We start from the raw sequence: 12,510 nt of genomic DNA, 5'->3' as shown, positions 1-12,510 counted from the left end.
CGGGATTTCCGACATCATCCTCGAATCGGCGATCACCACGATCATGGATTGCGAGGATTCGGTCGCCGCCGTCGACGCCGAGGACAAGGTCGTCGTCTATCGCAACTGGCTCGGGCTGATGAAGGGCGACCTCGAGGAAGAGGTCGCCAAGGGCGACCGGACCTTCACCCGGACACTGAACGCCGACCGCGTCTTCACCGCGCCGGATGGGGCAACGCTGACGCTGCCGGGCCGTTCGCTGATGCTGGTGCGCAATGTCGGGCATCTGATGACCAACCCGGCGATCCTCGACCAGGACGGCCGCGAGGTGCCCGAAGGCCTGATGGACGCCATGGTGACGGCACTGATCGCGCTGCACGACATCGGCCCGAATGGCCGGCGGGCAAACTCGCCCTCGGGCTCCATGTATGTGGTCAAGCCGAAGATGCATGGGCCCGAGGAAGTGGCGTTCGCCTGCGAGATTTTTTCGCGCGTCGAGGCCGCACTTGGGCTTCCGGAAAACACGATCAAGATGGGGATCATGGACGAGGAACGACGCACCACCGTCAACCTCAAGGAATGCATCCGCGCCGCCCGCGCGCGCGTCGTCTTCATCAACACCGGGTTCCTCGACCGCACCGGGGACGAGATCCACACCTCCATGGAGGCCGGGCCGATGATCCGCAAGGGCGACATGAAGCAGGCCGCCTGGATCGGCGCCTACGAGAACTGGAACGTCGATATCGGCCTCGACTGCGGGCTTTCCGGACGTGCCCAGATCGGCAAGGGCATGTGGGCGATGCCCGACCTGATGGCGGCGATGCTCGAGCAGAAGATCGCCCATCCGAAGGCCGGCGCCAACACCGCCTGGGTTCCCTCGCCGACGGCGGCGACGCTGCATGCAACGCATTATCACCGCGTCAACGTCGCCGAGGTCCAGGCAGGTCTGAAAAGCCGGCCGCGGGCCAAGCTCGCGGATATTCTCTCGGTGCCCGTGGCGGGACGGCCGAACTGGACGGAAGAGGAAATCCAGCGCGAACTCGACAACAACGCCCAGGGGATTCTCGGCTATGTCGTGCGCTGGGTCGACCAGGGAGTCGGCTGTTCGAAAGTTCCCGACATCAACAATGTCGGTCTGATGGAAGACCGCGCGACGCTGCGCATCTCGGCGCAGCACATGGCCAACTGGCTGCACCACGGCGTCGTCAGCGAGGCGCAGATCGTCGAAACCATGAAGCGTATGGCGGAAATCGTCGACCGGCAGAATGCCGGCGATCCGAACTTTCACCCGATGGCCGGCCGATTCGACGATTCGATTGCCTTCCAGGCGGCGCTGGACCTGGTGCTCCAGGGCCGGGAACAGCCGAACGGCTACACCGAACCGGTGCTGCATCGCCGGCGGCTGGAGTTGAAGGCGAAGCAGGCGGCACAGCGATAGCAAAACGAAAGGGCCGCCGGCATCAACCGGCGGCCCTTTGTTTAAGCTCTCGCTCGTTTCCAGCCGTTACTGCTGCACGACGACGCGTGCACTCCGCCCGGGACGGACCCGCGAGTAAAGATCGATGATGTCCTGGTTCATCAGGCGGATGCAGCCAGAGGAGGCTGCGGTGCCGATCGAGGCCCATTCCGGCGTGCCGTGCAGGCGGAAGAGCGTGTCCCTGCCTTCCTCGTTGAAGAGATAGAGGGCGCGGGCGCCGAGCGGATTGGTGATGCCGGGGCCCATGCCCTCTTCGACATATTTGGCGACTTCCGGCTTGCGCTCGGCCATTTCCTTCGGCGGGTGCCAGGTCGGCCATTCCTGTTTCCAGGCGACATAGGCCTCGCCTTCCCAGGCAAAACCGGCCTTGCCGACACCGATGCCGTAGCGCACCGCCTTGCCACCCGGCAGCACGTAGTAGAGGAAGCGGTTCGGTGTGTTGACGACGATGGTTCCCGGCCGCTCCTTGGTGTCGTAATCGACGATCTGGCGGTGGAAGCGCTCGTCAAGGCGCTTGATCGGAATGGCCGGCAAGGGATAGCCGTGGTCCTCGACGGCGCCGTAATTGCCGGTAAAGATCTGATTTGTCGCGACCTTCTGGCCCTCGGGAGCAGAGCCTGCGGTGGACGTCGTTTGCGAGCAGCCGGCGATGAAGACGGTCGCCGCCAGACTGCACAAAAGGAGAGCGTTGCGGAAGCGCATGGGGGTCTCGTAAAAGGGAATCAGGAAATCGGGGGGAGGTGCCCGGCCGCCAGCTTATTTGCGATTGCCGTGCATGGCGCAATAGATCGCGCCGCCGCAATTCGGCCGAAATGTGCAAATTCCGTGACGATGGTTTTTTTGCAACAAGGGGAAGAGAGGTCGGGATAGCCGATGACGATCCTATCGATCCATGGCGACAATCCGCTCTCCGACGGGCGTCAGTCCGAGCGGGCGCTGAAGGTGCGCCGTGGCGTACAGCGATTGTTCCTGGAATTGCGCCACGCGGTGCTGCCGGAACTGACGCTCGCCAGCGGCCGCCGTGCGGACCTGATTTCGATTTCCCCGAAGGGGGAGATCTGGATCGTCGAGATCAAGACGTCGATCGAAGACTTCCGCGTCGACCGCAAGTGGCCCGAATACCGCCTCCATTGCGACCGATTGTTCTTCGCCACCCACGCGCACGTGCCGCTAGAGATCTTCCCCCAGGAGTGCGGACTGCTGCTCTCCGACGGCTACGACGCGCATATGCTGCGCGAAGCGCCGGAACATCGCCTGGCGCCGGCAACCCGCAAATCGGTCACCCAGGCCTTTGCACGCACCGCGGCGCAGCGGCTGATGCTTGCCGAATGGGCGGCCGAGCGCAATGGTGAACTCGGCCAGTCGATCAGCGACATCGTCAGCGGTGCGCGGGATTAGCTACTTCGGCGCGCGTTTTGCCAGAATGCGCTGCAGCGTGCGGCGATGCATGTTGAGGCGCCGAGCCGTCTCCGAGACGTTGCGCTCGCACATTTCATAGACCCGCTGGATATGTTCCCAGCGGACGCGATCGGCCGACATCGGGTTTTCCGGCAGTTCGACGCGCTCGCCCTCGCGCCGCACGAGGGCGGCGAAAATCTCGTCCGCATCCGCCGGCTTGGCGAGATAGTCGAGCGCCCCGAGCTTCACGGCGTTCACGGCGGTGGCGATATTGCCGTAGCCGGTCAGCACGATCATCCTTGTGTCGTCGCGCCGGCCGCGTATTGCCTCGATCACGTCGAGGCCGCTGCCGTCGCCCAGCCTCAGATCGATGACCGCATGTTTCGGCGGCCGCGTCTTGGCCTTGGCGATGCCCTCGGCGACCGATTCGGCGATCTCCACCGCGAAGCCGCGTGCCTCCATGGCGCGCGCCAGGCGGCGCAGGAAGGGCCCGTCGTCGTCGACGATCAACAGCGTCTTGTCCGCTCCGATCAGTTCGGCATCTTGAGGGGTGGCATGCGCAGCCGGCGATTTTTCGGTCATTCTCGTAAATCCGGAGCCAAAACTGGGGTGATTGCGCTGAAACTATGTAGGTTATTCCTACAGCGCCGCGCGTCTTATCAGACGCGCAAAGGTCGCTGTAGCACTTAGAAATTGCTGCATGTCTTTGTCCTTAAATCGAGGTCGATTTAAGGAGACATGCAGTAGCAGTCTTCAATAAACTGCCAAAAATCATTTCGCCAGTTTCGTATCCATCAGTACACGCGGCCATTCGACGCTGACCCGGGCACCGGGGCTATTCTCGAAACGAAGCCTTGCACCGGATCGCTCCAGAAGCGTCTTGGCGATGAAGAGGCCGAGTCCCAGCCCCCCGGCGCTGTCTTCCTTCTGCCTGCGGGTGACATAGGGCTCACCGATCCTTGCGAGAATATCCGGCGAAAAGCCGTCGCCATCGTCCTCGATCGTCACCTTGACGCGCTCCGCCGTGTGCTCGACCGTGACCGTCACCGCCTCGCGGGCATAGTCGACGGCATTTTCGAGAAGATTGCCGAGGCCGTAGAGGATTCCGGCATTGCGGTTGCCGACCGGCTCGCTGGCGCGGTCCCCCTTCTGGATCAACTTGATCTGGATACCGAATTCGCGATGCGGCGCCATCACCTCCTCGATCAGCGAGGAGAGCGGCAGAAGCCGCATATGCTCCTCGCTTTCGGAGGAAAGCGTGGTCAGGCGCTTCAGAATGTCGCGGCAGCGCTCGCTCTGGCTGCGCAGCAGGTGCACGTCCTCGCCGAAGCGCGGGTCGTCGCCGAGCTCCCGCTCCATCTCCTTGGCGACGACGGTGATCGTCGCAAGCGGCGTGCCGAGTTCGTGGGCAGCAGCGGCGGCGAGTCCGTCGAGCTGCGACAGGTGCTTTTCGCGCTGGAGCACCAGTTCGGTCGCCGTTAGCGCCTCTGAAAGTTCGCTTGCCTCGAGCGAGACGCGATAGGTGTAGAAAGCGGCGAAGGCCGTCATCGAGACGATCGCGAACCAGATGCCCGCCGTCAGCACGCGCGGCATCAACAGCACCGTGCCGGGATACCAGGGCAGCGGGAAGGGCGAGAAAGCGAGCGCGGTGACGCCGATCACCGCGAACACGGCAAGCACGATGCTGTGCGGCTTCGGCTGCGAGGCTGACGAGATAATCACCGGCACGCAGAGCAGCGGCGCGAACGGATTGGCGAGCCCGCCGGTGATGAAGAGCAGCGCCGTCAGCTGCGCGAGATCGAGACCCAGCAGCACGAAGGCGGCCGCCGCCGTCAGGCGATGCGTCGGCGGGAAGCGGATGGTGAGAAAGACATTGAGCAACGCCAGACTGGCGATCAGCAGCGAGCAGGGAACGAGCGGCAGGGGAAACTGCAGCCATAGCGCCGTGACGATAACGGCGACGGACTGGCCGCCGACCGCCAGCCAGCGCAGCCGCACGAGCGTCTGCAGCCTCAGGCTGCGATTGCTGTTGAGTTCGTTGTCGAGTGTCATCGTCGCCATTCTGCCTGCCGGCCCCTCATGCGCTCGCTTCAAAGACTATCGCAATCCCCGAATGACAAACCAGCCCTAATGCATGTCGCCCAAACGTGCGCAGCGGTTTTGGGCGACATGCACAGAAACAAAGACCTAAAGCGGGCCGCGTGAATACGCTTGAACGCGACGCGCTTTAGGTGCCGCGCGGCTTGGCGCGCGTCGTCGGCATCGCGTTGGCCGGATCCTCTGGCCAGGGGTGCTTCGGGTAGCGGCCACGCATGTCGGCGCGGACGTCCTTCCAGGAGCCGGCCCAGAAGCCCGGCAGGTCGCGCGTCGTCTGGATCGGGCGCTGGCCGGGCGAGATCAATTCAAGCAGCAGCGGCAGCCGCCCGTCGCCGATGGCCGGATGCGCCTTGAGACCGAAGAGTTCCTGGACGCGGATCGAAAGTAGCGGTTCGTCGCCGTCGTAATGGATCGGGTGGCGCTGTCCGGTCGGCGCTTCGAAATGCGTCGGAGCGAGCTTCGCAAGATCGCGCTGCAAATCGTAAGGAACGAGTGACATCAGCCCTTCGGCGAGGTCACGGCCCTTGATCCCGTCGATGCCGCCGGCCTCCCCTTGAAACGGAACGAACCATTCATCGAGGCGGGAGATGAGCGCCGCATCCGACATGTCGGGCCAGGGCTCGCCGACCGAGCGGTGAAGAAAGCCGATGCGGTCGCGCAATTGATCCACGTCCTTCGGAAACGGCACGGCAGCCAATCCGAACTGGCGAATGCCGTCGGCGAGCGCTCGCGCTGCGGGCTCGCCGCGCGGCCGCGGCAGCGGCGCCTCGTCGAAAATGATCGCCCCGAGCCGGGTCACGCGGCGAGCCCTGACCTGGCGGCTCGCCCGGTCGAAGAAACTTTGCTCCTCCGTGACGATCGCCTCGGGCATATGGGCCTCGACATCGGCCCTGGTGATTTCCGCCGCCGCCAGCACTCGCTGCGCGCCGGCCCGTCCGGTCAGATCGGCAATCACCAGCATCGCCGCCGCCGCCAGCCGCTCGGTCTCCGGCACTTCCGCGCCGCGCCCGTTGGCCATTACGAAGCGGCCGCGGCCGCCGCGCTGCAGGGCTATGCGATCCGGAAAGGCATGCATCAGCAGCGGCCCTGGCGGGCCGGACTCTCCCCTGGGTTTCGATCGAGCGAGGTCCGCGGCCATTCGTCTCGCAAGCCCGCGTGCCGCCTCCGCCCGATCGCTCTGCTCGCTGCGGAAGCGCCGCAGCCGATCCTCGATGTCGAGGCTGTTGCCGCCGAGGCCCTGTTCGGTGAGCATCACCGCGATGAGGCAGGCCTCATGCGCCTGCCCCTCGTCTGCGGCCGAAACCGCCATTGCTGCCAGCCTGACTGGCAAGGCGAGGTCGCGGATCATGCGCCCTCTCGCCGTCAACGCCCCACGCGCGTCGAGTGCTCCCAATTCGACGAGCAGGCTGCGCGCTTCCCGCAGCGTCGTTTCCGGCGGCGGGTCGATGAATTTGAGTGACGATGGATCGGCGACACCCCAATGGGCAAGGTCGAGCAGCAGGCCGGAAAGGTCGCTGGCGAGAATCTGCGGCGGCGTGAAGGCGGCAAGTGCCGCCGACTGGCCCGCATGCCACAGCCGGATGGCGACACCCGGCTCGGTTCGCCCGGCGCGGCCGGCACGCTGGTCGGCCGAGGCCCGTGAGACGCGCACGGTCTCCAGCCGGGTGATCCCGGTCGAAGCCTCGAAGACCGGCAGCCGCTGCAGGCCGCTGTCGACGACGATGCGCACCCCGTCGATGGTGATCGAGGTTTCGGCGATCGAGGTTGCGAGCACGATCTTGCGGCTGCCCTTCGGCGCCGGCCGGATCGCCGCATCCTGCTCCTTCTGGCTGAGATTGCCGTAGAGCGGCACGATCATCGTGTTCTGATCGAAGCGTCCGGCGAGGCGTTCGGCCGTCCGGGTGATCTCGGCCTGCCCCGGCAGGAAGGCGAGGATCGAGCCCTCCTCGGACCGATGCGCCTCGGTGATCGTCCGAAGCACCGTATCCTCGACGCTTTCACCGGTGCCTCTGCTCTCGTAGCGGATATCGATCGGATAGCTCCGCCCCTCGCTCTGAAGGACCGGCGCGTCTCCAAGCAGCCCGGCGGCCCGCTCGACGTCGAGCGTCGCCGACATGACGATGATTTTCAAATCGTCGCGCAGCGCCGATTGCACGTCGAGCGCCAGCGCCAGGCCGAAATCGGCGTCGAGCGATCGCTCGTGAAACTCGTCGAAAAGGACCGCCGAAACGCCGGCAAGCTCCGGATCGTCGAGGATCATCCGGGTAAAGACGCCTTCGGTCACCACCTCGATCCGGGTCTTCGCCGAAATGCGGTTGTCGAGCCGCATGCGGTAGCCGACCGTCTCGCCGACCGTCTCGCCCAGCAACGCGGCCATTCGACCGGCCGCGGCCCGCGCCGCGAGGCGCCGCGGTTCGAGCAGGATGATCTTGCCGCCGTTCAGCCACAGTTGATCGAGGAGGAAAAGCGGCACCAGCGTCGTCTTGCCGGCCCCGGGCGGCGCGGAGAGAACGACGGATGGCGATCTCCCGAGCGCTTCGGCAAGTGCCGGCAGGATCTCGCGGACCGGCAGGGATGGAAGCTCGGCCCTCATGGCTTCGCCTCGCCGCCGATTTCGACCACCGTGCCGCCGGCCGCCTCCGCATCGGCGCGGTCATGGGTGACGAGGAGGGCAGGCAGGCCAGCCGCCCTGGCTCTCGAGAAGACCAGTTCGCGCATCTGCTGCCTCAGCGCCGCGTCGAGCTTGGAAAAAGGCTCGTCGAGCAGCAGGAAGTGCGGAGCCGAGACGAGCACCCGCTGCAGCGCCACCCGCGCCTTCTGACCGCCGGAGAGCGTTTCCGGGTCGCGGTCGAAGAAGCCGGCGAGCCCGACCTCGGCGAGCGCCCCCTCCGCAAGCGCGCGGCGTGTCGCGCGTCCCCGGACGGACGGCGGAATGGCAAACAGGATGTTGCCTCCGACGGAGAGATGCGGGAACAGCAGCGGATCCTGGAACAGGATGCCGGCGTGGCGCCGGTTGGCGGCAACATTGGTCAGGTCTTCCTTGCCGATCAGCAGCTGCCCGCTGGCCTTGAACGCCGGATCGAGGAAGCCGCCGGCAAAGGCGAGCAACGCTGACTTTCCGGAGCCGGACGGTCCCATGATCGTCAGAACCTCACCCGGCATCACCGTCGCCGAGACCGCAAGCAGCGTCCGGTCCGCCAGCCGGATCGTCACGTCTGACAGCGTCAGGGGTCTAGTCTCGGCGATTTCCAGCATTCACGTCCTCATGGCCTGGCGGTTGCGGAATAGCAACTGGGGGCCGAGCGAGGCAACGAGAAATGCAAGAAAGGGCAGGGATGCCTGGACGAGCGCATAGACGCCGATCACCCGCCGGTCGCCGCCGGAGGAAAGCGCCACCGCCTCGGTGGCAATCGTCGTCAGCCGCCCCGCGCCGATCAGCAGCGTCGGAAGATAGAGGCTGACGGACACCGAAAAGCCGACGGCAAAGGCGGTGAGGCATGCGCGAAACAGGAGCGGCAGGCGGACGGTCAGCAGCGTTCGCAGCGCGGACTTGCCGAAGCCGGCCGCGACCCTTTCGAAGCGCGGATCGAGCTCGCGCCAGGGGGCGGAGAGCGACAGCAGCACGTAAGGCAAGGCGAACAGGAAGTGGACTGCCAGAACACTCCAAAACGCGGGTTTAAGTCCTGCCGAGATGATCAGGATCTGCAGGCCGAAAACGAAACTGATTTCCGGCAGCAGCAGCGGAAGATAGAGCAATCGGTGACGCGGCACGTTCCCGCCACGCTCTGCGGCGCCGTTACGGTGGAGCAGCAGAATGGCACAAAAGAGAGCGAGCGCCGCCGACAGGAGAGCGAGGGCAATCGTGGTTCGGAGCGCCGGCCAGAGCGGCGGCAGCGTTCGCAACCAGGTTTGCAGCGTGAGCTCCGCCGGCAAGGCCGCCGGGAATGGCCAGAGCCCGGCAACCGACCAGAGGCCGAGTAGGGTAATGCCGAGGAAGATGGAGGCGGCGCAGCCGGCCATTGCGAAAGCTGAGACGAACCGGGGCATGGCGTCGTTTCTCAGGCGCCGCCCCGAATAGGTCAGCTTGCGGACCACAAATCGACCGAGCCGTTCGATCAGCAGCCAGATTGCGACCGCTCCAAGAACGACGGCAAGCTGCAGCAGGGCGGCCGCCGAGGCGAGAAACCGGGCGCCGAGGTCGTGATCCGCCGTCCATTGGGCGATCCGCACCGGCAGCGTTGCCGGCAGCTGCGGTCCGAGGATGATCGCGACGTCGACGACCGAGACGGAATAGACGAGGACCGCGAACACCGCCAGGCGGAGCTGCCGGTAGAGGGCCGGCCAGAGGCTGACGAGAAAGCCGATCAGGCGTCCATAGCCGAGCGCCGCGGTCAATTGTCGGGATTGGCGGAGCGGCAGATGCGGCAACGCGGCGAGCGCGATCAGGAAGAGGAAGGGTACTTCCTTGGTGATCAGCCCGACGAGCATCGAGAGAGCGAGCGGATCGTTCGGAACGAGCCATTGCGGCGGCCGCCCGAAGCCGGTCAGTTCCGGCGAAACGAGCCGAAGGAGAAAGCCCGAGGGCGCCACGAGGAAGGCCAGCGCGAAGGCGGCGGCCGCATGCGGAACGGCAAGCAGCGGCGACACCATGTGCTGAATGCGGGAAAAGGCCGGCGTTCCGGCAAATCCTGCCAGGAAGGTGCCGACGATCGCAACGGCAGCGCCGGTGGTGGCCAGGCCGACCACGAGGCCGGTGAGGCTCGAGCGCAGGATATGCGGCTGGCCGGCAAGCTCGGCGAAATGACCGAGCGTGAATTCCGAGCCGCCGAGCGCCGGGAGGTAGCCGAAGGCAGGCAGGATGACTCCCGCCACGCCGGCAAGGATCGGCAGTCCCAGGATCAGGGCAAGAAGCGTGTTCGCGGTAAAAGTGCGCGATCCCTTCAACGCTTTGACGCTAATTGGCCGCCCCATAGCGCCGGATCCATTCGGCCTCGATGCGTATCATCCAGTCCGGATGCGGCTCGTCGAGCGCCGGTCCGAGCTCGTCCGGCTTCAGAGTGGCAATGCCGAGATCGAGCTTTTCGAAGGCGGATCGATCCTCGGCGGCAAGCTTTGCCACGGAAAGAACGGTCGGATCTCCCCAGACCTTCGGATCCTGCTTGCGCAGTTGCGCTTCGGGCGAAAGCAGGAAATCGGCGACGAGCAGCGCCCCGGCCTTCGCCGTGGCATTATAAGGGATGGCGAGGAAATGCGTGTTGCCGAGCGTGCCGCCGGAAAAGACGAAGGAGCGCACCGTGTCCGGAAGCTCGCCATTGGCGATAGCCGACGACGCCTCCGCCGGGTTGAACGCGAAGATGATATCGAGCTCGCCATCGGCGAGCTTCTGCTTCATGTCGGGATAGTTCTGCGGATAGGCTTTGCCTTGCCGCCACAGAAGCGGTGTTAGCTTGTCGAGATAGGCGAACAGCGGCGCGGCATCCGCCGCGAAAGTCGCGTCGTCGACCGGCCGTTGCAGCTTGGGCTTGTCGTCGATGAGCTCGATCAACACTTGCTTCAGGAAGGAGGTGCCGGTGAAATCCGGTGGCTGAGGATAGGAAAAGCGGCCCGGATTGGCTTCCGCCCACGTCAGGAGCCCTTTTGCCGAATCGGGCAGATCGGCTTTCCGCGTTCGCGCCGTATCATGGAAGAACACCAGCTTGGCGCCCCCCCAAGGGCTTTCCAGCCCCTCGGTCGGAATGGTGAAATCCCGAAGCACCGTCGGCTTGGTCTCATGATCGACATAGCGCCAGTTCGGCAGTTTCGTCGCCCAGTCGGGCCCGAAGAGAAGCCCTTCGCGCTTCATCGCCGCGAAATTCTCGCCGTTGATCCAGACGAGATCGACCGCACCGCCGTCGTTCTTCCCCGCCGCCTTCTCCGCAACCACCGTTGCGACCGCTTTCGCCGTATCGTCGAGCTTCACATGCACCACGTCGACGCCGTAGCGGGATTTCATCTCGCCGCCCGCCCAGCGAATATAGGCGTTGATATTCTCGGAGCCGCCCCAGGCGTTGAAATAAACCGTCTGGCCCTTCGCCTCGGCAAGGACGGCATTCCAGTTTCCGGCATCGGCTGCCGACGCCTCGCCGGCAAGGCCAAAGGCCAGCATTGCCGCCGCGACAATTTTTCTCGCTCCGATCATGTGGCTGCCGCTCCCTCCCGCCTGATGTTGGCCGAGCGTACGGCAAGCCCATGCGGCGTCAATGCAGGCGCTCGCGGGCGGGCGTCACGTTTCGGTGAAGCGCCCGCCGGATAAAGCGGGAGAGTCCGCCTAAGCCTCGACCCGGTACGCCTCGAAGGCAAGCACGGCGCCGGCGAGATCCTCAAGCGCAGCGCCGACCGATTTGAACAGGGTGATTTCGTCGGGCGTGGCGCGGCCGAGGTGCATGCCGCGGGCAAGCTCGAAAAGATCGGCGCGGATTGCCGCTTCCGTGATGACGCCGGCCTTGAGCGGCTGGACGATGTCGCCGCCCTCGCTGAGCGCCCCGTCGCGCGTGTCGACGAAGATGCTGGCGCGGGCGACGGCGCGATCGTCGGATTCGCGCATGGACGGCTTGAAGGCGCCGATCAGGTCGAGATGCGCACCGGGCTTCAGCCAATCGCCATGGATCAGCGGCTCGGAAGCGAGCGTTGCGCACGAGACGATATCCGCTTCGCGGGCAGCCGCCTCGAGATCCGTCGCGACCGATACCGCGACGCCCTTGAGGTCGAGTTCCTTCGCGGTCGCTTCGGCCTTCTTCGCATCGCGGCCCCAGATCGCCACCTCGCGGATGGGACGCACGGAGGCATGCGCCTCGATGACATTTGCCGAAAGCCGCCCGGTTCCGACCATCAAGAGCCGGCTCGCATCTTCGCGCGCCAGGTAGCGGGCCGCGAGCGCCGAAGCCGCGGCGGTCCGCCGGGCCGTCAGCTCGCCGCCGTCAAGGATCGCCAGCAGCTCGCCGGTCTTGCCGGAGGAAAGCAGGTAGCTGCCGTGGATCGCCGGCAGTCCGCGCGTCTGGTTGCCGGGAAAGACCGAAACCATCTTGACGCCGATATAGGCCCCCGGCTGCCAGGCGGGCATGATGAGCAGCGTTGCATCCGCTTCGCCGGGCACTTCGACATCGTGATGATGGCGCACCGGCATGACGCATCCTTTCGCGAACATTTCCCCGAGTGCCCGGACGAGACCGCCCCAGGGCAAGGCCGCGCGTGTCTGAGCCGCATCCAGTACCAGCATTTTTTGAATTCTCCTCTCTGAGATACGCCGACACTAGCAGCCTTTGCCAATCGCGGAAAAGCGGCTTCGACGGGGGAGGGGGTCACGTTCGGCGCAGGAATGCGTTACACGACGTGATTTTTACCTACTGGTCAAGATTTTCGCTGCTGATGTCAGAGGCGATTCTCGAAGTTCTTCCCCTCGCCTAAAATTATCACATGAAATCAGAGACTTGTCGTTTTTTGAAGTTTTTTTAAAAATGTCTGTTGACGTGTCTGAGGTGTGGGGTCTATAAGCCCGATCACTGACGAGGGCGGCGGCGCTG

10 protein-coding genes are annotated in these 12,510 nt (G+C 65.0%); 2 read left to right on the top strand and 8 right to left on the bottom strand.

Annotated elements, in window-relative coordinates; translation table 11 throughout:
* The coding region (locus tag CO656_RS29090) for a malate synthase G (protein WP_097528095.1) at window positions 1-1,417 on the top strand (1,417 nt) is incomplete at its 5' end.
* Between the two features lie 66 nt (window positions 1,418-1,483).
* Here CO656_RS29090 and CO656_RS29085 read toward each other — a convergent pair.
* Complete coding sequence (locus CO656_RS29085; protein WP_095678028.1) at window positions 1,484-2,158, bottom strand: L,D-transpeptidase; 675 nt, start codon at window positions 2,156-2,158, stop codon at window positions 1,484-1,486.
* Window positions 2,159-2,329: 171 nt separating this feature from the next.
* Here CO656_RS29085 and CO656_RS29080 point away from each other — a divergent pair, with 171 nt between their 5' ends.
* Complete coding sequence (locus CO656_RS29080) at window positions 2,330-2,854, top strand: MmcB family DNA repair protein (RefSeq protein ID WP_097528094.1); 525 nt, start codon at window positions 2,330-2,332, stop codon at window positions 2,852-2,854.
* Here the strand turns inward: CO656_RS29080 and CO656_RS29075 are convergent, their stop codons facing one another.
* The 7 genes from CO656_RS29075 to CO656_RS29040 form a co-directional block, all read right to left on the bottom strand.
* On the bottom strand, window positions 2,855-3,436 hold the full coding sequence (locus tag CO656_RS29075) for an ActR/PrrA/RegA family redox response regulator transcription factor (protein WP_037418585.1): 582 nt from the start codon (window positions 3,434-3,436) through the stop codon (window positions 2,855-2,857).
* Window positions 3,437-3,625: 189 nt separating this feature from the next.
* A complete protein-coding gene (locus tag CO656_RS29065) occupies window positions 3,626-4,915 on the bottom strand; it encodes an ActS/PrrB/RegB family redox-sensitive histidine kinase (protein WP_037418588.1) in 1,290 nt (429 codons plus the stop codon).
* 166 nt (window positions 4,916-5,081) lie between these two features.
* Window positions 5,082-7,544, bottom strand: coding sequence for an ATP-dependent helicase HrpB (gene hrpB / locus CO656_RS29060; protein ID WP_097528093.1), 2,463 nt, complete (start codon window positions 7,542-7,544; stop codon window positions 5,082-5,084).
* Window positions 7,541-8,206 (bottom strand): ATP-binding cassette domain-containing protein, encoded by a 666-nt coding sequence (locus CO656_RS29055; protein ID WP_097528092.1) that lies wholly within the window; start codon window positions 8,204-8,206, stop codon window positions 7,541-7,543. Before CO656_RS29055 ends, hrpB begins: the two co-directional genes overlap by 4 nt.
* Window positions 8,207-9,922 carry an ABC transporter permease gene (locus CO656_RS29050; RefSeq protein ID WP_097528091.1) on the bottom strand — a complete coding sequence of 572 codons (1,716 nt, stop codon included), beginning with the start codon at window positions 9,920-9,922 and terminating at the stop codon, window positions 8,207-8,209.
* The gene (locus tag CO656_RS29045) at window positions 9,906-11,129 is read right to left on the bottom strand and encodes an ABC transporter substrate-binding protein (RefSeq protein WP_037418619.1); all 1,224 of its coding nucleotides are present in this window, start codon (window positions 11,127-11,129) and stop codon (window positions 9,906-9,908) included. Before CO656_RS29045 ends, CO656_RS29050 begins: the two co-directional genes overlap by 17 nt.
* Window positions 11,130-11,258: 129 nt before the next feature.
* A complete protein-coding gene (locus CO656_RS29040) occupies window positions 11,259-12,206 on the bottom strand; it encodes an ornithine cyclodeaminase family protein (RefSeq protein WP_097528090.1) in 948 nt (315 codons plus the stop codon).
* Window positions 12,207-12,510 lie beyond the last annotated feature (304 nt).

The sequence above is a fragment of the Sinorhizobium sp. FG01 genome, assembly GCF_002531875.1.
GTDB classification, from domain to species: Bacteria; Pseudomonadota; Alphaproteobacteria; order Rhizobiales; family Rhizobiaceae; genus Sinorhizobium; species Sinorhizobium fredii_C.
This window is presented reverse-complemented; position numbering and strand designations above follow the sequence as displayed.